This window comes from Bdellovibrio sp. BCCA, from assembly GCF_037996825.1.
GTDB lineage: Bacteria > Bdellovibrionota > Bdellovibrionia > Bdellovibrionales > Bdellovibrionaceae > Bdellovibrio.
Genome location: NZ_JBBNAC010000001.1, coordinates 2,208,351 through 2,231,784, shown reverse-complemented (window position 1 = coordinate 2,231,784; position 23,434 = coordinate 2,208,351). Strand labels below are relative to the sequence as shown.

Annotated in this window: 17 protein-coding genes; 6 read left to right on the top strand and 11 right to left on the bottom strand. The window is 45.1% G+C overall.

Going from position 1 to position 23,434, the window contains the following annotated elements; genetic code table 11:
• Window positions 1-145: 145 nt before the first annotated feature.
• Both AAAA78_RS10960 and AAAA78_RS10955 read right to left on the bottom strand, forming a co-directional pair.
• Entirely contained in the window at window positions 146-448 is a 303-nt protein-coding gene (locus AAAA78_RS10960) for a hypothetical protein (protein ID WP_340592082.1), read from the bottom strand.
• Window positions 449-593: 145 nt separating this feature from the next.
• Entirely contained in the window at window positions 594-1,154 is a 561-nt protein-coding gene (locus AAAA78_RS10955; RefSeq protein ID WP_340592081.1) for a hypothetical protein, read from the bottom strand.
• A gap of 98 nt (window positions 1,155-1,252) precedes the next feature.
• On the opposite strand from AAAA78_RS10955, the gene AAAA78_RS10950 reads away from it, so the two are divergent.
• Both AAAA78_RS10950 and AAAA78_RS10945 read left to right on the top strand, forming a co-directional pair.
• Window positions 1,253-2,116: a LysR family transcriptional regulator gene (locus AAAA78_RS10950; RefSeq protein ID WP_340592080.1), complete on the top strand. Its 864-nt coding sequence runs from the start codon at window positions 1,253-1,255 to the stop codon at window positions 2,114-2,116.
• Between the two features lie 152 nt (window positions 2,117-2,268).
• A complete protein-coding gene (locus tag AAAA78_RS10945; protein ID WP_340592079.1) occupies window positions 2,269-2,688 on the top strand; it encodes a hypothetical protein in 420 nt (139 codons plus the stop codon).
• Window positions 2,689-2,800: 112 nt separating this feature from the next.
• On the opposite strand, the gene AAAA78_RS10940 is transcribed toward AAAA78_RS10945, so the two are convergent.
• The 5 genes from AAAA78_RS10940 to AAAA78_RS10920 form a co-directional block, all read right to left on the bottom strand.
• Window positions 2,801-3,115: a KH domain-containing protein gene (locus tag AAAA78_RS10940; protein WP_340592078.1), complete on the bottom strand. Its 315-nt coding sequence runs from the start codon at window positions 3,113-3,115 to the stop codon at window positions 2,801-2,803.
• Between the two features lie 117 nt (window positions 3,116-3,232).
• Window positions 3,233-3,973, bottom strand: a complete 741-nt coding sequence (locus tag AAAA78_RS10935; protein ID WP_340592077.1) for an outer membrane beta-barrel domain-containing protein — start codon at window positions 3,971-3,973, stop codon at window positions 3,233-3,235.
• A complete protein-coding gene (locus AAAA78_RS10930; RefSeq protein ID WP_340592076.1) occupies window positions 3,933-4,097 on the bottom strand; it encodes a hypothetical protein in 165 nt (54 codons plus the stop codon). The genes AAAA78_RS10935 and AAAA78_RS10930 overlap by 41 nt, the downstream gene beginning before the upstream one ends.
• Before the next feature lie 94 nt (window positions 4,098-4,191).
• Window positions 4,192-5,697, bottom strand: a complete 1,506-nt coding sequence (locus AAAA78_RS10925; RefSeq protein WP_340592075.1) for a CDC27 family protein — start codon at window positions 5,695-5,697, stop codon at window positions 4,192-4,194.
• On the bottom strand, window positions 5,694-6,629 hold the full coding sequence (locus AAAA78_RS10920; RefSeq protein ID WP_340592074.1) for an outer membrane beta-barrel domain-containing protein: 936 nt from the start codon (window positions 6,627-6,629) through the stop codon (window positions 5,694-5,696). Before AAAA78_RS10920 ends, AAAA78_RS10925 begins: the two co-directional genes overlap by 4 nt.
• A 133-nt stretch (window positions 6,630-6,762) precedes the next feature.
• On the opposite strand from AAAA78_RS10920, the gene AAAA78_RS10915 reads away from it, so the two are divergent.
• The gene (locus AAAA78_RS10915) at window positions 6,763-6,909 is read left to right on the top strand and encodes a hypothetical protein (protein ID WP_340592073.1); all 147 of its coding nucleotides are present in this window, start codon (window positions 6,763-6,765) and stop codon (window positions 6,907-6,909) included.
• Window positions 6,910-6,915: 6 nt separating this feature from the next.
• On the opposite strand, the gene AAAA78_RS10910 is transcribed toward AAAA78_RS10915, so the two are convergent.
• The 3 genes from AAAA78_RS10910 to AAAA78_RS10900 all read right to left on the bottom strand — a co-directional run bounded on the left by AAAA78_RS10910 (window position 6,916) and on the right by AAAA78_RS10900 (window position 8,972).
• Entirely contained in the window at window positions 6,916-7,296 is a 381-nt protein-coding gene (locus AAAA78_RS10910; protein WP_340592072.1) for a KH domain-containing protein, read from the bottom strand.
• A 117-nt stretch (window positions 7,297-7,413) separates the two neighbouring features.
• Entirely contained in the window at window positions 7,414-8,175 is a 762-nt protein-coding gene (locus AAAA78_RS10905) for a DUF4423 domain-containing protein (RefSeq protein ID WP_340592071.1), read from the bottom strand.
• Window positions 8,172-8,972: a DUF4423 domain-containing protein gene (locus tag AAAA78_RS10900; RefSeq protein ID WP_340592070.1), complete on the bottom strand. Its 801-nt coding sequence runs from the start codon at window positions 8,970-8,972 to the stop codon at window positions 8,172-8,174. The genes AAAA78_RS10905 and AAAA78_RS10900 overlap by 4 nt, the downstream gene beginning before the upstream one ends.
• Before the next feature lie 66 nt (window positions 8,973-9,038).
• Here AAAA78_RS10900 and AAAA78_RS10895 point away from each other — a divergent pair, with 66 nt between their 5' ends.
• On the top strand, window positions 9,039-9,236 hold the full coding sequence (locus AAAA78_RS10895; RefSeq protein ID WP_340592069.1) for a hypothetical protein: 198 nt from the start codon (window positions 9,039-9,041) through the stop codon (window positions 9,234-9,236).
• A gap of 23 nt (window positions 9,237-9,259) precedes the next feature.
• Window positions 9,260-17,503 (top strand): tail fiber domain-containing protein, encoded by an 8,244-nt coding sequence (locus tag AAAA78_RS10890; RefSeq protein ID WP_340592068.1) that lies wholly within the window; start codon window positions 9,260-9,262, stop codon window positions 17,501-17,503.
• A gap of 98 nt (window positions 17,504-17,601) precedes the next feature.
• Here the strand turns inward: AAAA78_RS10890 and AAAA78_RS10885 are convergent, their stop codons facing one another.
• Window positions 17,602-18,321 carry a hypothetical protein gene (locus AAAA78_RS10885; RefSeq protein WP_340592067.1) on the bottom strand — a complete coding sequence of 240 codons (720 nt, stop codon included), beginning with the start codon at window positions 18,319-18,321 and terminating at the stop codon, window positions 17,602-17,604.
• A gap of 479 nt (window positions 18,322-18,800) precedes the next feature.
• Between AAAA78_RS10885 and AAAA78_RS10880 the strand changes: the two genes are divergently transcribed.
• A complete protein-coding gene (locus AAAA78_RS10880; RefSeq protein WP_340592066.1) occupies window positions 18,801-23,426 on the top strand; it encodes a tail fiber domain-containing protein in 4,626 nt (1,541 codons plus the stop codon).
• The last annotated feature ends 8 nt before the right edge of the window (window positions 23,427-23,434 follow it).

The window sequence follows — 23,434 nt, the reverse complement described above, 5'->3', positions numbered from 1 at the left end:
TCAAATGTTCCATAAGGGACTGCCGTAAAACCTCTGAGACATGACGATTCCCATTTTTGGATTTGCAGTTCTGCAACTGGTACTTCCTCCATTTAGATCATGCTCTTAGTTGTATGGTCTCCATCTTTTGCAGGCACTTTAAAGTCTAAAAATTCTTTTTGCACTTTCGTAAGTATCTGGAGGCAGAGGATTCTCCCAGCATATCACACTTTTCCTTATTCTTTTTGATATGGAATTTAAATAGTTCCTCTTCGCTAATATGAGTAGGGCAGTATCCCCAGGATTCAACATCACCTATTAAGAATGAGGGACGCTCATCGTAACTTCCGCCAAATTGCCCCCAGCATTCGCATTCAACTTTGCAAATATCAGGAGTCATGGCTCCTAGTTCTGCAGCCAGAACCGTTGTCGTTCCAAAGGATATTGCTAAATAGATAAGTAATCTCATTTTTAACTCCTTGGAGGACATGCTAACTGAAAGTAAGTGGTGGGTCAATATCAGGGGTTTAAAGATGCTGCTTCGAAGTATACGAGCAACAATTTGTTTAAAAGCTGAAACTCTTTAGAGTAGAGTTCCAGCTACTTAAATAAAATTAATATGGAATCAAAGTGCACTGATTTACGATAGTACCTTGTCCATCTGCTTCAGTGACAAGAACCCCAGCACCAGTTCTTTCAATTGTTTGTGTGCCTGCCAATTCGACGGGATCGTCGTTAAAACGTGCTTGAGAGACCGTGAGGATAAAGTTAGCTCCTTGGTAGCCTGCTTTATATTCGCGGAATCCCTCACCTAAATTGTGAAGTCGGCTGACTCCGATAGGATAAGATTCAGTTGTTGTGAGGGCGGGACTCATCAAGTTCATTTCGCTTGGGATATCAATCACGAATGATGTTGAAGAAGAGTTGATGCGCACAATGCTAGAGGAATAATTGCCGTTGATCATCTTACAGTCAGAATGATAAATTCCTGTGAGGGCTGTCTCAACGGAATTATTTTCTGGCAACGTCACTCTGTGGCCGCGGTTTATGCATCTTGGAAGACCCTTGCCTGTGCAAGGCATCACGCCTCGACTTGAGCTTTTGGCAAATGCCGGAACAGTCAGAGCGAAGGAAAAAATTAAGCTTACGATTCCAGTTAATTGAAGCAGTTTCATATGGACTCCTTGGTTAAGTAGTTGAGCCGACTATAGGAAGATTTTTTCATAAAATAAAATGATTTGATTTCATCGTTTTAGTTGAATAGTTTTCAGGCATGAAACTCGATCAACTTACTTATTTTTTAGAAACCGCAAAAACGCAACACATCGGAAAAGCATCTCGGAGACTGAACGTAAGTCCCAGTGCTATCAGCCACAGTATTGCGGCTCTTGAAGAGGAGCTTGGACAAGTTCTCTTCGAAAAAGTGGGGAAGTCTATCAGCTTGTCAGCAACGGGCCGAAGTTTCGCAGAAAAAATTGAGCCCCATCTTGTTGCGCTATCGCGAGCAAAAGAAGAATGTCAGTCAGAAAATGTGGAGCTCGAGGGTATTTTTAGAATGGCTGCGACTCATGGTTTGGCAGAAACCTTCCTTGTGCCCATACTGACAGAACTTGCTGAGGAACATCCGAAGCTCGTATTTGAATATTACAGTCTGCGCTCGGCTCAAGTCATTGAAAATGTCGCGCGCGGTGATCTGGATTTTGGGATTTGTTTTGCACCAACGGCGTCTCCGTCTCTGGTCATTCATTCCCTTCGTAAAGAAAATCTGGTTATTGCCGTTAGAAAAAATCATCCGTTAACAAAACTGAAGGGCCATGAGCTTGTTCAGTCTTTAGCAAAGTACCCTCAAGCTTCTCCAAAAGCTTTTGTTGGGATTGAAGTTTGCGAAGAACATCCCGCCATGGTTAAGCTAGGCATTCCCTTTAAACCGACATTCATCTATGACTCTTATGAAGTGGCGTGCGAAGCGATTTCTCAAGGACTTTATTGGAGCTTGGTTCCGCAGTTGTACCTTGAAAGAGAAACTTTGGTGAAATTAGAGATTCCCGGATTTGAGGCGCTCACGCAGGTGTGTGCAATTACACCGAAAGGTCGGCCTCTCCCTAAAGCACTTCAAAGGTTTACTGGTACTCGTTGATGATTGTTGCTTCATTCTAAATAGCAACGTTTGAAGTTTTGACGAAGTGATAAAATCCTCAGGGGTTCTATTACACTTCCGAATAGTTGAGATTTTTTCGATCATTTGAATTATAGTGCACCCACTCTAATAAATAAAAATGAGGAGAAAAAATGAAAAGAATTATTTCGTATTCAATGATCGCTTTTTTTGCTTTATCGTCTTTCGCTTTTGCACAGACAGTTCCAGTGCAATTTCAAAAGGGAAGCCTCACTCCAAGTGAAGTTCAGACTTTCGTAACGAAGCTCTTTAATAAAAAATGCCAAGGAGCTGTCGCTAAAGCTCTCGAAGTTGGGACGACACCATACACAGATTTTGAAGACAACTATCATACATATGAAAATCGCAATGTCGTAAGTGCACACTACGATATTGTTTACGATGCCAAATTCCCGCGTGATATGGTGGCTACAATTGCCATTAATTATACATTGCTTGAAAATGGTGGAGTGAAAATCAATGCGGCTCGTATCATGGGTGCGTGGGACACTTCTCACTGTGAGGCTGGCATTTATCGCGTTCAACAGCCTTAACGTGATGCTAGGAAAACTCTAGCAACAATCCGGGCTATAAAATCGTTCTTAAGAATGGAAATTCAGCTCTGGAACCATTTAAACGAATAAGAATTATGTACTTAGTCGCAGATTATGCGACTAAGTCAATGACGGCTCTAAATCCGTGACTGGCAGCCATGGCTTGAACAAGAGTCCTAAGAGATAGAATATTTTTTCCCGCTGAACCGATAATTCTTCCACGATGTTCAGGAAGCATGTCTAGTTTATAGATGGTGGTTTTTTCACCTTTATAGTAAGTTACGTTCAGCGAGTTACCGTCGAGAGAATGGTCGGCAGCTGTCATTTCCTTCATAACAATGAGGATGATAGCAGCGATTCTTTTACGAACTTCATCTTGGTTTACTGTTGTGTGTTCTAAGTTTAGCGCTGCACTCGAGTTATTCATTGAACTCTCCTTCATAATGTTTTCTTCTCGGGTGAAATCCGTTGCGACGTGATGGCAAACGCAACGGATTATGTGAGTTCTACTTTAAGCTGTAATGTTTGAGAAACGTATTTGCTTTTAAAAAATGTATGTCAGGGCTGCATCAAGACTTTGGCTGATCTGAATTTTTTTATCAAAATCAGACTCGCTAGGCGTTGGCGCACTTGATCCCAAATCTGCGGAAGCAGGATCCAGAGTTTGATATATTAAAAGGCGGTAGGACAGGCCGATGCCGACATGCTTTTTAATGAAGACTTTGTGGCTGATACCAAATGAAGTCCATGGTAAATTCTGAGACCCCATTTTGTGAACTCCGATATCCGTTTCAGTGGAAAGAACGGTGGGTACAACAGTGTCTTTGCTGACGCTCATTTTCCCGTATAAAAAGGACCATCGATAGGATGCTGTCATTATTGTTGATGGCGTAGGAGCTTTTTGGAAATCGAGCTGAGCTGAGGTATTCTGAAACTGTTCAGAGTAAGAGCTAATTCCATTGAGTCGATTAGCATATTTAATCCCCCAAGCCGAGTCTTCGTTATAATAATAAAAAAGTTGCAGGCCCCAGAGAGTGTTATTAAAAAACATTTCATCTATTACGGAGCCTGTCATTACGCCTATTTCAAGGCGTCCCGAAAATGGGATAGAGCGATTTTTAACGGCCATATTGCTATCTAAAATCGGAATAACGGATTCTGCCGGAAGTTCGTCGGCTTCGATTTGGATAACTTCGGCCCGAGAGGCGAGAGTTGCAAAAATGATGGAAAGAAGAATAAATCTTTTAGTTCCCTTTAAAATCATTGATTCCTGCTTCCATTTCATTGACGAAGTTTTCTCTCACGCGAATCAGTTTCTTGTAGTTGAAATCAGTCTTGGTATTGAAGCTGCTCATATCAGGTTTTTCGGTAGAGCCAGTTACGAGTTCATCTTCAAAATTGAGTTTCACTCTACGACTTTTTTTATTTGTTTCAGAGACAGACTCTTTCTTCGTCTGGCTCCAGACGCTTAAAGAAAGGGTCAATATAAGAGTCAGGATAAAACTATTCTTCCACACAGCGATTTACTCCTAAATATTGATAATTGCCGATTTCGTCGCGCCAGTATTCTCCTTCAAAAGGCCAATAGCGATAACCGTTTTTTACATAGAAGTCTCGTGTCTCGCTCGCGTTGATTTGAGACGAGGAGTTGTTGACTCGTCTGATATATTCTTTGCGGGCCGCCTGCTTCTTCCCATTCAAAACCTCATAGCGCAACAGTCCGATGTCGCCGGTAAATAACGCCAGTTCCTGTTCTTTATTGTAAAGCGCATATCGAAGTGATTCCCCAGCGCTCTTTGAGCCGTTTGCCAGACGCGAGTCCAAGATTTTGAGGGCGTACTTGCGGAGCGTAGTATCCTCAGGACGACTAAAAATTTTTAAAACACGGTTTTTTTCTTCTTGGATTCGCTCGATGTAATCCAGCTTGTTTTTAAGCGGCGGCACATCTAAGAGGGATCTTACGATAAAAAAAGGCAGACGGCCTTTATAGTTCGGACGTTTTCCACTTTTGATATCTTTCAAATACTTTTGGGCTTCTTCGATTTGAGAAAAATAAAACTGCGGTGTCTCAGTGGACTTATTCAGATCTGAAAGAGCTGAGAAGGCCGAGGTGTAGTTCTTTTGAAAGTTTTCTAGAGCTTTCTCGGCTTCATCGTTTTGGCACACGAAGATAAGAATAATAGTCCGCAAAATCAAGGACTCGGGATCATAAAAGTTTTCGTAAAAGGGTGTGTGCAGAGTTTGAACCGCACTCATTGCGCTCCGAAATTTCCCCGCACGAAATAGAGACCAAGTCAATTCCATCTGAGACTCACGGTAAAGAGGGTGGTCTTTGGGAATTTCTCGGTACAATGCCTGTGCCTCATTCCAACGCTTTGCTTGATAATAGGCACGCGCTAGGGCGACAGCGGCGCGGCCTCTTTGTATATCTGTGATGGGGTTCTGATAATATTTGTTGTAGAGTTTTTCTAGATAGGGCAGTGCCTGAACTGTGCGATTTTGTTTCAAGTGAATAAGTGCGGCGGTATATAAAGCCTCGTCACTGTCGGACTTAAGTTGCAAAGCCTGCTGAATAAAACCGAGTGCTTCGTTAAATTTACCTTCGCGTATGAGTGCTTGGGCCATACGTTTTAAGTAGAGGTCCTTGGCAATCTCATTCAGATTCTGCGAATCAAGTTTTTTCAGCGTGAAGTCCAGGAGACTTGTGTCGTTAAGGCGTTCAGAAATTTCTACCAAGTTTTCAAAGGCGGTTTGTGCGGGCTTTGGAGGCGCGTTCTGTGCCACGACGATAAAAGGAAAAGCGGCAGTCTGATAAAGCTTTAGTTTAAAAAGGGATTGGGCCAGATAAAATCGAGCTTTCATTTTTTCTTCTGCGGTACTTTGCGAAGAAAAAATAACTTTATAAAATTGATTGGCGGCTTTTCGGTAATCCTGATTTTTGTTTTGCGATTGAGCCCATGCCGGGATGCTACCCAAAAGAATAAGTGAAATAATAATATTTTTTGTCATCGGTAGATTGGCTCCGGAAAGAAGTGTCCATAGCTGACTGTCAAAAATAGAGAGTTCGATGCTTGTTTTTCACCGAGATAATTGTGGGCATTGTAAAATGCCCAGTTGAGATCTATGCGTAAGGCCGAAGATCTTGAAAGAGAAAAAATATCTCCGATACCAACTTGAAAGCTGGTCGTTTCTTCATCATCGTGAGTGCGAACTTTACCGAGACCGACGGTTTGATAAACTTCAAAAGGAATGATGCGATAATTGAGAAGGGCGGTCTTGCCATAGATAGAGTTAAAGTACAGGTTGAGCCCATAAAAAGCGGAAAGGGACACTAGATTTTTTACTGAAAGCTTCTGAACGGATTCGAGCTTGTTCACTTCATCACGGGCTTGTGAGGTGAAAAGGTATCCGAAGGCTTCTACCCCCCAGGTTTCCGTGAAGTGATAGCTTGCTTTTAAATTTAATCCGATTGTGCGATAAAAAACGTCCGAAGGTAGAAGGGTAAACCCGGCGCCTAAATGAATCCTATTTGTTTTAGGCATATAGTTTTTTTGAATGGTCGCAAGGTCCAAAAAAAAACCTTCAGATTGAACTGAAGTGTACTCAGCCTTCTGTGTTTTTTGCTTAGGCTCGAAGGATTTGGAGGGCGCACTTTTGAATTCGTTGGCTTTTGTTTCTAAAAGTTTCTCAACGAAATCGATGTCCTTTTGTTCAGACTCCGCTGCATCCTGCGCCATGGATTCTGTTGAAAGTAGGAACAAAACAGCGGAAAGAAATATCTGAATACGAAGTAAGTTCATAGACACAACTTCAACAATTTGTATTTTGTTTGGCAACACTGCCAGAGTCCGGGAACCGTCATATCGTTGCTTGCAATGACCATGAATGGAGCAAGCAACGTCATGGACTCTTTTAGTCATGTCCAAATTTTTATCAGCCATAAATAATGTCTATAAAATTTCAGCGAGATGCACTGTTGCTTTTAAATTTTTCGACTGAGTTTTGATCAAAGCGATGTTTTGGATTTTATAATAGAGGAGCTGGACTCAACGTTATGTTATTGAGCGTAACGGAATGATTCACGCAATAATACCTGCGACCAAAGCTGAGTTTGATGACTTCGAAGTGGAACGCGGAGTGAGTTATACATATCGAATTCAAGCAGCGGATGCGGCGGGAAATATTTCGGAGTATAGCTTACCCTTGACGATCACTCCATGAAACAACTTATCGATTGCCTAGAAAATACTGTTCTTCATTGTCAATTTGAACGATGGCTCGAATTCCTTGATTCGCAGCCATCGCTGTGACCAAGGTTCTTAATGAGTTGATGGTCTTTCCTCCGGATCCAAGAATACGACCGAAATCGGGTTGGATGGTTTTAATTAAATAGATCGTCGTTCGTTCGCCAATTTGAACTTCCGCACGTGTATCATCAGGAGAAACAACAAGCGTTTTGAGTGCTGCGTTGACGATATCCAGAATTTTTTTTCTGACAGTATCTTGTGACTGATCCAAATGTAAGATGGCCGCGTTTGATTTGGGCGAAAGACAATCAATTTCTTTTTTAGCCTGTCTGCGAATTACTTCTGGAACTTTCATCGTCATTTGAAAATCTCTCCTCTTTGAAGAGTAACGCGAAATATTCTTAATGTTGTAGCATAAAAAGAAAATAGCGTTGCGGCAGGGAACTCGCTCGCAACATGCTTAATCAAACTGAAATGGTCACGGAACCACCACTGGATAGAATGCCAAACAAAGATTGTAAAGGTGGCTGTGCTTGGTTCTCTTTGCGGAAATCTTATGAATTTTGGAATACGTGTGTTTTAGTATCATCTTAATTTTTTCAATATCTTTGCTGGAGATAGGAATAGAAAGCATATCTGTCTCTCTTAACTCAGGAGGAAAGAGATCAATTGCCTCTTGTGCTTTTTTCAAGAATTCTTTTTGCAACATCTTGCGTTTTTCGCTGGGAAAATCATAAGGGACGGCCGAAAAAGATTTATAAACAACTGCAAAATTCTCATCGAGAACAGAAATGGCTCCGAGCTTTGTCAGAAGATTAATGATATTGGTCGCTTCGTCTAGTGAAATACGAAGAGCGGAAGCAAGAGCTGGCACCTGATGTGTCTTCTTGAATTGTTGAAGGTTTAGCGCTTCCAAGGTATAAATATGGTGAATGTCTATATGGTCCTCAAACTCATGTATTGGAAAAATCTTCTTTTGAGGAGCGATCATTCTTTTCTTATTCATCTGTCGACGGTTTTCAAGTTCCCGGAGGATTAGCGACTGAACTTCCAGCGGAGCTTCGAGTTTTTTTAGGATAGAGATTGCCGTTGTATCCTTTGCAGTCCGTCTGCCTTGCATAAGTCGAAGCAAGGCCCCGGCCTCCATTTCGAGACTTTTTGCAAAAGCTCTGATGCTGTAACGTTGATTTCTATTTTTTCTTTTTTCAAACTCATTATGAAGTAACGTCGATAAGTTCATGATTCTACTGAGTCCTTAATGCTGTGGAAGTTTTTAAGTGTGTCATTGCTTTCGTCAATTCGGCTTAAAGGGACTAAACCGATGCAAAGTCCGTAGACTTCTGTGCGAGGTGCAATATCTAAGAGTTCACTCATTTCAATGAGAAAGGCTTGAATTTTTTCTTTGGCTTTGGGGAGTTTGTCTGGTCGTACGGACAAAGTGATGGAGTTTATGTCACTCATTCCTTTAGGTAGGTTGCCGATTCTTTCTGCGACTTGCATGAACATCTGCCGGTGATGCTCCCGCATTGACAAGCTGGGTGTTGTTGTTGCGGCCACTAGACAATCGGATGAAATTTTATATGTACCTTGATCGTCGGAAATAATTCCCAGTTTTTTTAGATTCTGCAGGCTATCATGGACTATGGATATATCCAGATGCAGTCGACGGGCGATCCACTGGGGGTCAGGTCTGAAGTCGTCTGTTCCGATAAGAGCGAGAATTGAAAAGTTATGCCAATTTTTAATTTGTTCAAATGTTGAATCGGCAAGAATGTTTTCGCGGAAAAGTTCCCCATTGCGCGCTTTAATATCTTTGGCGACACATTCGCGAAGTTCGGTCGCAATGGCGTTGTCATTGATGTTTTCAATAATTTGTTCGATTGCGGCTGCGGTAATCTGGCGGCTTCCAGAAAAATACTCTGAAAGTCTTCCGATAGAGACACCCAGCTTGTTGGCAAAAGCTCTTAATGAAAATGACGGGTTTTTAGAGCGAATACTGCTGTGCCATTTACGAAGGTAGTCCACGGTGTAGTTCATTGCTGCTTCTCGATTTCTTATTTTCTCAATTATCGTTAAGTGCAGAATAGGAATCCGTAAGAATTATTGTCAAAAGTGGATTGTGGGCCTCCTCACAATATCGCTCCAGGTGCGATGGGAGCGATGATCGCTCAAAAAGGTGGTGACGCTCTTCATGTACCGCTCTCGTTCGCAAACATGCTCCCACAATATTGGGAGCGTGATAAAAATACTGATCCCGCACACATGGATTCAGATATCGCTGTCGATTCCTTTTGCATTTAATTCCACGAACCGAAATAGAATGTATGAAAACTCACAAACGGTTCGTAACTACCAGCAGTTTAATAGCGTTCCTCTTTTTTCCACTGATTTCATGGGGTGCTCCAACAGCCCTTACATATCAAGGAAGGATTCTTAAAACCGACGGAACTCCGTTAGAGTACAGCAGCGTCAGCTTTATTTTTCAGATCACGAATCCGGCGGGTTCTTGCGTAATTTATCAAGAACAAGTTTCTGGTTACAACATGGTGAATTCCGGCGGTGTGTTTGATGTGGCAATTGGAAATGGTACGATTCAATATCCTCTAGGTGGATCTTTTTCCGTTTTGGATTCTTTTAATAACGATAGAACGTACACTTGTGGTGCGTGCTCTGTCGTGGGCAGTACTTATACTTGTGCAGATACTTCGGCGAATTATCCACCCGCTGCAGGTGATGGCCGCCGTTTAAGAGTGCAATTCTATGATGGCAGTGGTTGGAGAACGATTTCTCCTGACAATGTGATTCGGTCGGTTCCATTTGCGGGATACTCTTTATCGGCTCAAAAATTGGGAAATAATTTACCGACAGATTTTGTTTTAAAAACGAACATTCCTAGTTGTGCGGCAGGACAAGTGTTGTCGACGGTGAGTGGAAATCTCACTTGTGTGACTGGCTCTTCAGTCACCGGAGTCGTGAATTCTGTTACAGGAAGTGGTCCCGTTACAGTTTCTGGAACAAATAACGTAACAGTCGGTGTAACAACGGGAACAACGGCAGGCACTCTTGCTGCGGGTGATGACCCTCGTTTTGGAAACGCTCGCATTCCGACAGGAAACGCAGGTGGCGATCTTACGGGAACTTATCCGAATCCAACAATTGCAGATGGTGTTGTAACAACAGCAAAACTTTTTACAAATCCTGGTGTGAATCGTATAGTCTCCACGGACTCAACTACGGGAGCAACCTTAACTCATTTGGATTGTGCCGCAGGAGAGCTTCTTACCTGGACTGTTGCAACGGGTTGGAAATGTACATCTCCAAGTACTTTGACAGTGGGTTCTGCGACTAATGCGCTTCCGCTTTCTGGTGGAACGATGAGTGGTGCTATTGATATGAATAGCAACAACTTGACGAACATCGGTTATATGACGATGTCGGCAAATAAATCTTTGCACTTATCAAATAATACTTCAGATCCAACGGGATTGACGGCGGCCGATACAGGTAAGGTTTGGTATAATTCAACAACGAATCAAATTAAATATTGGAATGGAACGGCTGCCGTCGTTGTTGGCGTTGCCGGATCCGGCGTTCAAAGCATCAATGGTGATACAGCAAATGCACAAAGTCTTGCTCCAGTTTCTTCTGCCAATTCTTACGGATTCACGACAGCGGGCGGTACGCATACATTAAGCATTCCTTCAGCCTCTACAGGTGGAGTGACTGCGGGTACGATTTCAAATACTGAGTACACGAACTTCAATAATAAATTAGGAACGGCTTCGACGTTCAGTGGAGATGTGAGTGGGACATCCAGCACAATGAGCGTAGATAAAATCAAAGGCAAAGCTGTCGTTCCTGGTGCATACGCTTCAGGTCAAGTTCTTCGTTATGACAGTGCCGCTGGGAATTGGGTCAACACTTTGCTTAATTTCTCTGATCTTACAGGGAAGCCGACGACTCTTGCGGGTTATGGTATTACGGATGCGCAAAGTTCAACACTTGCCGATGGTAAAATCTTAGTGGGTGATGCTTCTAATACTGCGGCGCCGGTGACTGTGTCAGGTGATGCAACGTTGAGCAACTCAGGCGTATTAAGTCTTAAAGCCACGGGCACTGCGGGATCTTATTATAAAGTGATGACGGATGCTCAGGGTCGTGTCGTATCAGGAAGTGCTTCTTTAACTTCCACTGATATCACGGGAAATATTCCGTGGTCGCAAATTTCAAGTACACCGACGACGTTAAGTGGCTACGGTATTTCCGATAGTCTTGTTACGAATGGTGGCGGCGTTGGTAAGATCTCGTCTGGTGCAGATTCTGCGAAACCTGGGGCTCCGGCAACGGGTGATCTTTTCGTGGCAACGGATTCACAAAAAATCTATCGCTATAACGGTTCTGCATGGGACTTGATCAGTTCTGCCAGTGGTTCAGGCGGTACGATTACTGGTGTTACGGCAGGAACAGGTCTTAATGGCGGAGGAGCTTCTGGCTCTGTTATTCTAAATCTAGCAAACACGGCTGTGACTCCGGGGAACTATGGTTCTACAACGGAAGTGCCAACGTTCACTGTAGATGCTCAAGGTCGTTTGACTGCAGCTGGTAACATTACTATCACGGGCACGGCTCCTGGTGGTGCTGCTGGTGGAGATTTGAGCGGCAACTATCCTAATCCCACTGTAGCAAATATCCAAGGTCGCAATGTCTCCAACGTGCTTCCAGTAGATGGTCAAGTGATGTTGTGGGATACAAACACCTGGAAGCCTGAGTACGTGCGCATGCAAGACATTCGCAATGCTTGGGGTGGAACGCAAATGATTCCGACTTCTCCTTGTGCTGCGAATGAAGCTATGGTGTGGTCTGTGATCACTGATAAGTTTCTTTGCCAAGCGATTGGTTCATTGAATGCTTCTGCTATCACAAGTGGTGTTCTTAATGTCGGAAGATTAGGTTCCGGAACTGCGGATGGTACGAAGTATCTCAGTGGTGATGGAACTTGGAAAACTCTGAATACAGCTGATAACACGAAGTTGCCTTTAGCTGGCGGTACAATGTCGGGTGATATCGACATGGGCACCAAGAATATTTCCAACGTAACAGCCTTGGGTGCAGGCACTGTTTCTACAGACACAGTGAAATTCAATGCGACGACTCCTTCGTCGCCTGCAGTGGGCAGTCTCTGGTATGAAGGCGGAGTCCTTAAATATCAAAATGGCTCTGGTACCCAAGTTCTTGGAGTGGCTGGCAGCGGAATTACTTCCATCAATGGAGATACGACGGGCGCACAAAGTCTTGCTCCTGCGTCTTCTGCAACATCCTATGGTTTCACTTCGTCAGGTGGCACGCATACACTCAGCATCCCTTCAGCATCTACGGCTGGTGTGACTGCCGGTACGATTTCAAATGCGGATTATTCGAATTTCAATAACAAACTTGGTGCCTCTTCCCCATTCAGCGGTGACGTGAGTGGAACATCCAGCACAATGAGCGTAGACAAAATCAAAGGTAAGGCTGTCGTTCCTGGTGCCTATGCCACAGGCCAAGTTCTTCGTTATGACAGTGCCGCTGGAAATTGGGTCAACACTTTGCTTAATTTCTCTGATCTAACAGGGAAGCCGACAACTCTTGCGGGTTACGGTATCACGGATGCGCAAAGCTCGACATTAGCTGATGGTAAAATCATCGTGGGTAACGCTTCTAATACAGCGACTCCTGTGACTATGTCAGGGGATGCAACGATTTCAAATACGGGCGCATTGACACTCGCAAATTCAGGAGTGACAGCAGGGACTTATTCAAAGGTAACAGTCGATGCCAAAGGTCGCGTCACTGTTGGTGCAAATATCGGTTCTGCAGATGTAACGACGGCATTGGGATACACGCCACTTAATAAAGCTGGCGACGTCATGACTGGAGCCATTGGTTTAGGTAATTACACAAATGCGACTGAGACAACTTTGACCTCTGGCTTCGGTGCTGCTGATAAAGGTAAAACGTGGTTTAACACGACAACAGGCCAAGTGAAATACTGGGATGGATCTGCCATCAAAGCTTTGGGTATTTCTGGCGCTGGTTTGACTTCTCTTGGTGGTCAAACGGGTTCAACACAATCATTTGCAGTGGGCACTGCGGGAACTGCTCCGGCATGGAACTCAGCATCTGACACTCACACATTGAATATTCCAATGGCGTCGACGGCCGGAACGACAGCGGGTCTTTTGAGTAAAGCGGATTACGATACATTTAATGCAAAACAAGCTGCAGGTAATTATGTAACTGCATTGACTGGTGACGTAACAGCAGCAGGTCCTGGTTCTGCAGCGGCGACAATCGCAGCGAATGCAGTAACGACAGGAAAAATCTTAGACGGAACTATTTTAGGTGCCGATCTCAATTACAGTGGTGTCAACACGGCAACGTCAGGCCTAGTTATAAAAGATAGCACAGGAAAGTTTTTTGATTTCGTTTGCGGAACGACTGGTAATGTAGCCACATGGACAGCAACAGGTTGGGCATGTCAGGCTCCGACACCATTGTTACCTTCGCTTGCGAATGGAAAAATTTGGATCGGTGATGGAACAAATGCAGCTGTGGCACAAACCATGTCAGGTGATGCCGCTATCACTAACTTAGGTGCGGTGACGGTTAATAACGTTCGCGTGGACCGTGTTTCTTCAGCAGCGGGACAATATCTTTCTTATAAACCTAACAACGTGGCTTGTGCGAATAACGAAGTTTTAAAATGGAATGGCACGGGTTGGATCTGCGGAACTGACAATGCGGGAACTGGAACTGTGACTGGTGTGACAGCAACGGCACCTTTAGCGAGTTCAGGAGGAGCGGCTCCGGTAATTTCTATTTCAAATGGTACAACATCAGGACAAACACTCCGTTGGAATGGAACAAATTGGGTTGCAGCTCAACTTTCAAATTCAGATGTAACAGGTCTTGGAACTCTTGCTGCTAAAAACTCTGTAGATCTTGGAACTGCGGATGCAACAGGGACACTGGCAGCAGCGCGTATGCCTGCATTAACGGGTGATGTAACTTCGACTGCGGGATCATTAACAACGACACTCGCGAACTCGGGAGTTACGGCGGGAACTTATTCAAAAGTCACTGTCGATGCTAAAGGCCGTGTGACTGTGGGTGCGAATATCAGTGCCGCCGATGTAACGACAGCATTGACTTACACGCCAGTGAACAAAGCTGGTGATGTGATGACAGGTTTGTTGGGTTTGAATAGTTTGGCGAGTGATCCAGCAGGTTTAACTGCTGCCGACAAAGGTAAAGTTTGGTATAACACGACATCAAATCAAATTAAATATTGGGATGGAGCTGTGAAAGCACTCGGTGTTTCTGGTGCGGGCTTAACATCTCTTGGAGGACAAACAGGTTCAACACAATCATTCGCGATTGGTACTGCTGGATCAGCTCCAGCATGGTCTTCAGCCTCCGATACTCACACATTGAATATTCCAATGGCATCAACGGCAGGAACGACGGCGGGTCTTTTAAGTAAAACAGATTACGACGCATTTAATACGAAACAACCTGCAGGAAATTATCTCACGGCATTGACGGGTGATGTAACTGCGACGGGTCCTGGATCCGTTGCCGGGACGATTGCTGCGAATGCTGTGACATCGGGAAAAATTTTAGATGGAACTATTCTCGGTTCTGATTTGAATTTCACAGGTGTGAATACGGCGACAACTGGATTTGCCATGGTGGATAGTACGAACAAATTTTATGAATTTGCCTGCTCGACAGTAGGGCACGTTCCGACATGGACAGCAGCTGGTTTTGCGTGTCAGGCTCAGACAGCACCGGGTGCGTTGCAAACTTCTGGTGGCACGATGACAGGTATGCTGACATTGGCAACTGGTACGACGACACTTTCACCAATGAGAATTCCCGCAGGAACTTTGGTCACGACTCCAGTCAGTGGTAACATTGAAAGTAACGGAACAAATCTGTATTGGACAAACAGTACACCAGCAAGGCAAAGAGTTGTAAGTTATCCCGACGCCAATGCGGCGAACGGCCAACTTCTTATTGGTAACGGAACTGGATTCTCGTTAGCTAACATCACAGCAGGTTCCGGAATTACAGTGACGAACTCTTCCGGAGGAATCACGATTGCTGCTTCTGGTGGTGGCGGAACTGTGACGAGTGTGACAAGTGCGAATTCTGACATCTCTGTTGCAACAACAACAACGACTCCGGTATTGACGTTGAATTCGGGAACAGCGGGTGGAGCTGGTGATGCAAACAAAATTGCAAAATTGGATGCGAGTGGTTTGCTTACAACAGCGATGCTTCCGAATCATGACGTCAGCAAATTAACAACAGGAGTTTTACCTGTCGCTCGTGGTGGTACTAACAACGGAACTCTTGGCGTAACTGCTGGTGGTATCTTGTACATGGATGGAACTAAAGCCATGACAACTGCTGCGGGAACTTCGGGACAAGCATTGATTTCTGCCGGAGCTGGCGTGCCGGCATTTGGAACATTGGGACTCGCAGGTGGTGGTACCGGAGCGACCACAGCGGTTGCAGCAAGATCAAATCTTGGTCTTGGCACCGCGGCAATTCAAAACACAGGTACAGTTTCAGGCAGTGTTCCTTTGGTTGGTGTGAGTGGTATAACGAACAACTCGATGTGTACTTCTGATGGAACGGGATCAATCATCTGTAACTCGGCGATACCATCGGGCTCTCAATGGACGACTTCAGGAAGTAATATTTATTATAATGTGGCTGGCGGTAACGTCGGTATCGGGACGGCAACTCCGAGTGCTCTTTTACATCTTGAGAGAAGCAGCAACGGGATTGAAACAAGTTATATCTACAACCCAAGTACTGGAACCGCCGGAGTTGCGAGCTTGGGCGCAAGTTCCTCAGCTGCAAACATCAGCATTCAAGCATATAGCATTGGATATACTGCTTCTGGAGCGGCAAAGACAGGTGGTACGGCTCTGACTTCAAGTTCCTCTACAGGCCTTGCTGTGGTTTCGAACAACGCTTCAGGAAATTTGCGATTTTATACGGGCGGCAGTGCCGACGTAAATGAACGTATGCGCATTGATGCCGCTGGCAATGTCGGTATAGGGACGGCAACCCCAACTACAAGACTTTATGTGAGCGATTCGAATCCGACATTGACAATGTATGATACGGGTTCTTCGACGGAACAAGACTTGCGCGCAACTTCCGCTGGACTCGAAATTCGCAAAGGCGGTATCACTTATTATAACTTTAGCACGGCTGGGAAGGGATTGGGGCTCGGTACGACTCCGTTAACCGGGAATGCGCTTACTCTTTCGACAGGCGCAAAAATTGGATCAACTCGTGGGACGGGCCTTGGTGACTTACAAATTGAAGCAGGTGGCGCGACGGCTGCAAGTACGAATGCGAACGGAAATGACTTGGCGCTTAGGTCTGGTATTTCAACGGGAACTGGTTCATCAAATATTGAATTCTACACAGCAACATCTGGTGCCACTGGAACTTCGGACAACACGCCTTCACTTAAAATGACAATTTTAGGTTCAGGTAACGTCGGTATTGGAACGCCTGCCCCAGCTGGACGGCTTGAGAGCAACTTAAGTACGAGTACAGGCGGCACTACCGGCCGTGGAGTCTACAGCAATATTTTGCTTACCGGAAGCGCAGCATACAGCTCGCTCAATGGATTTGATGCCTATATGGATCATACATCAAGCGGAGCTGTCACATTAATGAATGGTCTTCAGAACAGTTTACGAATGAATGGAACGGGCTCAATTAGTAGCGCCAAAGGTGTCAACACCGCGATCACCGCTTTCGCTGGAGCCATCACTACAGCCACGGGGGAACACATCGCTATACTTTCTGGGGGAGGTACCATTGCGACGGGTTATGGCGTTCGCATCCAAGACATCCAAGCTACGACCGCTTATGGAATCTATCAAGAGGGAACGGATGACTTGAACTACTTTGCTGGCAGCATTGGCATTGGCAAGACGAACCCTAGTTACAAATTGGATGTCGTGGGAGATATCAGTGCATCGGGTTGCTTGCGTTCGAGTGCCGGGGTTGCCAGCGGAACGTGCGCGTCGGATGAGCGCTTAAAAACTGACGTCCAGTCCTTTGATTTGGGTTTGGACGCTCTTATGGGTATCAATCCTCACTTCTTTAAGTACAACGGCCTTGGTGGACATCCTGTCAGCGAAAAACCTGAATTGGGAGTGATCGCCCAAGAAGTCGAAAAGACGGCACCACAGCTCATTGTAACTAAAAAAGTAAAACTGAATCCTGGGGATGATCAAAAGACAGAAATCAAACAGGTGAACTATACCGCTTTCACTTACGTTCTTATCAATGCCGTTAAAGACCTTTATCACCGATGGTTTGACGACAGTCAGGCTCTTCACCGTGAGATTGCATCTGTAAAGGCCGAGAACGCGCAACTGAAGGTTCGTATAGATAAATCCGAGCAAGAAAACGCAGCCAAGACGAAAGAGTTGGAAGCAATTAAGGTATACCTCTGCTTGCAGGATCCGAAGGCTGTCATTTGCAAATAAACTTTCCTTTTGTACACTGAAGATTCGGGAATCGTCATTCACTCAGTCGGCGTGAAATGCATGTCTGCATTTCCGATCCCAAAGCCCCCGAGCGGGGGCTACTTGCAGATCCCAAAGTAAGGACTGACAAACTCATAACCCATTGAAGGTGTTCTGATACGAACTCTATAGTCATTGCCCAGAGGCATAGTTTTCGGAATCATCTCTGAGATACGGCTTAAAACAAGTTGAGCATTCCAGCTATTTTCAACGACCGTCTTATAAACAGTTTCGCCTTTTAGAATTTCAATCGTGCCGGGAAGTCGAAGAGTCGCAAACTCTCCAGCCGCTGACCATTGCATATAAATAAGAGGTTTTTTCCCTGATCTTTTAAAACATTTCCCTGCGGTCGGTGAAATCCAACTCACAGTGGGAACGGGCGGAGCTACAATAGAAAATGCGCCGCTTTGAGAAAGAACTGACGAATCATTTAAATTCACAACTTTGATTTGATAATCGGCACCAGGTTCTTGCCACGCCGGAATAACCCAGTGTGCCGTCATGGAACCACCTAACGATATATAAGTCGACTGAACACGGTTGACCAATTGACTGCCTTTGTACATGTCGAAGGCGATAGGTGTGTTCGTGAAATTACTCCAGCTATAGAGAATATATGTCGTCTCCCAGGATGAACCAGAAGTGGAGGGATTGGTTCCTGCCATGATGGTTTCGCCACCTACTGGGTAATTTAAAGAAAGAGTTTGGGCTTGCACCAAATTTCCGAAGAAAAGCGCAGCAACGATAAAAAAAGAATGAGTTAAATTAGATTGTGTCATCTTGAATACCCCCACTGAACATTCAAGCATGTGCTGTGCCACTTGCTTGCATAACATCGTGGTGACGTTGGCTAAAAAAATTTTGATTGAGCTGTTTAAGAATTTGAAAACGAAAATTTCTTCTACACAAAAAAGACTCAACGATCCCAATTGTACGGGAGCAAAGAATACAGAGTCGAAATTGGAACGGCTTCGCTCCCATATTGGTCAGAGTTTTCATCAACATTTATCAAGAGGTCTGCAGTGTTGAAGCGAGTGCTTCCACGATTAGACTTATTGCGATGAATTTGCACGGGAAAGTTTTAGAATACTCTGAGGGGAGAGTCGCTGGGGGTCGTATATTCTTAAGTGAATACTCTTTTAAGTTTAAGGGATCTAGCTTGTCTCATTACGAGACAAGCTAGATTACTAATGAGTTAATACGAATAGTTTTGCGTTGGATGTTAAACATCGGTTAAGAATCTTCCGATAAGGAAGACATGGAACACTTTATCCGGAACGTCCTTCTGTTAAGTGCGATTGTTTTTTTATGGGCAGAGCCTCTTCACGCTTCTCCATCCGCTTTGACATATCAAGGCCGTATCTTAAAATCCGACGGCACTCCACTTGAGTTTTCCAACGTCAGTTTTATTTTTCAAATTACAGATCCTTCCGGTCAGTGCGTTATCTATCAAGAGAATGTGACGGGCATTAACATGGCCAATTCTAAAGGCGTGTTTGACGTTCCGATTGGTAAGGGCACGATCAACTATCCTTTGGCTGGCGGCACAACCGTTCTTGATGCTTTTAATAATTCAGCGACATTCACTTGCGGCGCTTGTAGTGGATACACCTGTTCTGATGGTTCCAGCACTTACGCTCCGATTAATACAGACGGACGGTTGTTGCGCGCGCAATTCCACGATGGCAGTGGATGGAGATTGATTTCTCCAGACAACATCATTCGCTCTGTTCCTTATTCTGCCTATGCAGCTTCAGCACAAAAACTGGGAACGAATATTGCGAGTGATTTCTTACTGAAGACGACAGTGCCCACTTGTAACGCAAACGAATTTTTATCTTGGAACGGAACAGCTCTCTCTTGCGCAGCTGTGACAGGAGCTTCCGGAGGAACAGTTACTTCCGTGACATCAGCGAATTCTTATATCTCTGTCGCCAATGGAACATCCACACCGCAACTTACTTTGAATGTGGGAACGACGGCGGGTACGGTGGCTGCAGGAAATGACTCGCGCTTTACGGACGCTCGCACGCCCACAGGCGGAGCGGGTGGCGACTTAAGCGGAAATTATCCCAATCCTTCTGTTGTCAAACTTCAGGGAGTCGCGATCTCAAATGCCGCTCCTGCAAACGGACAGTTTTTAAAATATGACGGAACTCAGTGGTTGGGCTCTGCGATTGCGATCAGTGATGTTACGAATCTAAATTCAACTTTGAATAACTATCACACTGTGGCTGCGTTCAACTCTGCTGTGGGCAGTGCAAACTGTGCCGCCTATGAAACTCCTTATTGGAATTCGGTTTCGGGTTCTTTCCAATGTCAGCCCATCAACGTTTCAGTTGCCGGGGATGTGAGCGGAAGCATCGGAGCTGTTTCAGTTAACAAAATCAAAGGTGTTAACGTTGATACAACAGGATTAGCTGCAGGACAGATTTTAAAATACGACGGAACCAAATGGGCTCCGGCCAACGACAACAATGCTGGCGGAACTGTTACAAGTGTTGCGACGGGCACAGGACTCACTGGTGGAACGATCACGACGACTGGAACAATTTCGCTTGCAAACACAGCGGTGACAGCAGGTTCTTACGGTTCAGGAACACAGGTTCCAAGTTTTACAGTCGATGCTCAAGGACGTTTGACTGCCGCAAGCAACGTCGCAATTCCAACCGCAAGCACTTCGACGACGGGCCTTTTAACTTCTACAGATTGGAATACATTTAACGGTAAGCTGGGTACGACGACGTCATTCAGTGGAGACATCTCTGGCACCTACAATTCAACAAGTGTCGATAAGATTAAAGGGATCTCAGTTTCAGCGACAAATCCTACATCAGCGCAGTTTTTAGTCTATGATGGAACAACTCAATATTCTCCTGTTGCCCTCAGTGGTGACGTAACGATGTCAGCAACTGGTGTGACCACTCTTAAAAACACCGGTACTGCCGGCACATATACAAAAGTCACATCCGATGCTCAAGGTCGCGTGACTTCAGGAACAACATTATCAGCGACAGACATCCCCGCACTTGATTGGAGTAAAATCACAACGGGAAAACCAACAACTCTTGGCGGTTATGGTGTGACCGATGCTGTTCAAAATGCGGGGGGAACCCCTAGTATCAAATCAGGAACGGACGCGACAAAAGGTGCGGCAGGAACAGCAGGACGTCTCTATGTCGCAACGGACACTTTTAAAATCTATCGCGATAACGGAACTTCCTGGGATGTTGTAGGTTCTTCAAGTGGTAGTGGAGGAACTGTTACGAGCGTGGCAACCGGTACGGGATTAACGGGTGGTCCTGTAACGACAACCGGAACGATTTCTCTAGCAAACACAGCGGTGACAGCAGGTTCTTACGGTTCAGGAACACAGGTTCCAAGTTTTACAGTCGATGCTCAAGGTCGTTTAACTGCAGCAGGTAACGTGGCCATTCCGACGGCAAATACTTCAACGACGGGTCTTTTAACTTCAACGGATTGGAATACCTTTAATAACAAACTTGGAACGGCGACAGCGTTCAGCGGAGACGTTTCCGGAAATTACAACTCAACAAGTGTTGATAAAATCAAAGGCAAAGCGGTTTCAACAATAGCACCAACAGCGGCACAGTTTTTAGTTTATGATGGAACAACTCAATATGCGCCGGTATCCATCAGCGGAGACGCCACGATGTCTTCTGCAGGAGCTTTGACTCTTAAAAACACAGGCACGGCTGGCACATATACAAAAGTCACAACAGATGCCCAAGGGCGTGTGACAATAGGAACAACATTATCGGCAACAGATATTCCTGCACTTGACTGGAGTAAAATCACAACCGGCAAGCCAACAACGTTGAGTGGTTATGGTATTACGGATTCAATCCAGAATGTCGGCGGAACTCCAAGTGTACAAACAGGAACCGTGGCATCTCGCCCAGCAGCGGGAACAGCAGGTCGACTTTATATCGGCTCGGATGACAATTCGCTCTATCGAGACACAGGAGCTGCGTGGGTTAAAATTGGTGACGGAGCGGGTTCAAATGGTGTGACAACTGTGACGGCTAGCGCACCTTTATCTTCCAGTGGTGGCTTAACTCCAAACATCACTATTTCTCAGGCGAATACTTCGACGAATGGTTATTTAAGCTCCACAGATTGGAATACGTTTAATGGTAAACTTGGAACGTCATCCACATTCTCTGGAGATGTCAGCGGCACATCAAGCACAACCAGCGTTGATAAAATCAAAGGTAAGTCTGTGGCTCCTGTTGCCTATGCAGTAGGGCAGACTTTGAGATACGACGGAACTAATTGGGTCAATGCCCTTCTGGGATTCGGAGACATCGGCGGAACTATTGCAACGTCTCAGCTTCCAACGATTCCTGTTAGTAAAGGTGGAACAGGTGTCACTTCACTTACTGCCAACCGACTTCTTGCGAGTGATGGCACGGGCTCGACAGTGACAGCGTTTAACTGTTCAGTAGGACAGCTTTTAACCTTCGATGCTGCAGGTGTCATGGGTTGTACGAACTACTCTGCATCTGGATTTTTTAGTAATGGTGGAAATAGTTTTGCTGGAACGGCAACGTTAGGAACAAACGATGCTTATGATCTAAACATTGAAACCAGTGGCGCAACGAGAATGACTATTGCTTCTGGGGGCAACGTCGGTATCGGGACTGCGACGCCGGCTTCACGGCTGCATATTCTAGGCTCCGGAGTCTCGGGGCCGACGGGAAGTATCACCATCGAACAGCCCGGAGCTGGTGAACCGTATTTATATTGGTATCGTTCTTCATCCTTAGTTGACAACAAGTACTGGCGCGCGCGAGCAACAGGTGGCTCTACTTGGCAATTAGAGACTGTCAACGATGCGTTGAGCGCTAGTACTCCTGCCATTGTTGCAACTCGTTCTGCAAACACAATCTCATCAGTCACCTTTCCTAATGGCAACGTCGGTGTCGGTACCAGCACACCCGGTGTAAAAATGGAAGTGGTCGGTAACCTGGGGATTGGTTCCGGTATTGCCGGAAACAGTCGTACGACAGCAAGTTATTTGACGATAGCTACGGCCAGCGGTACGGATCGCCGAAGCGCCATTCAGTTTAAGCAGAGTGCAACAAGTACATTTGAAATGGGAGTAGATGCTTCCGTCAACAATGGACAGAACTTTTATATCCACGATAACGTCGCCAATAAAAGCCGTTTCTTCATCGATCCTAACGGAAGTATTGGTATGGGAACGAATGCGCCTGATACGACATTGACAGTCACTCCGCCCGGAGCTGGTCTGACTTCAATGCCTGGTGGATGGGGAGGCGGCATTCATACGTGGGATATTTATGCAGAAGGTACGGTCGCCGTAGGTAAGAATGGCGTGCAAGCCGCTTCTATGGCTTCGTCAGGAAATATTACGGCGACAGGATGTGTGAGTTATAACGGCGGTACCAGCGGTACTTGCGCTTCCGATATTCGTCTTAAAAAAGACATTCGCAATTTTTCTTTGGGATTGAATGAGGTCCTTGGAGTTCGCCCGGTTTATTATAAGTACAATGGTTTGGGTGAAACTCGAGAGGACACGCACGATCGATTAGGAGTTATTGCACAAGAGTTTGAAAAAGTAGCACCGGAACTTGTCGAAACTCGTCAGGTGAAAATGCATCCGGGAGATACTAAAGAAACAGAAATTAAAGTCGTTAACTATAGTGGCTTTTCTTACATGCTGGTGAATGCCACTAAAGAAATTTATGCACTTGTTATTTCATTGATGGATTCTCAAAAAGAACAAAAGGCCGACCTTGCCTCATTAAAGGAGGAAGTTCAGTCTTTGAAAGAACAGAATCAATTGATGAAATCGGAATTGTGCAAAAAAGATTCTAGCTATCAGTTCTGCCAGTAGTTTTCCTC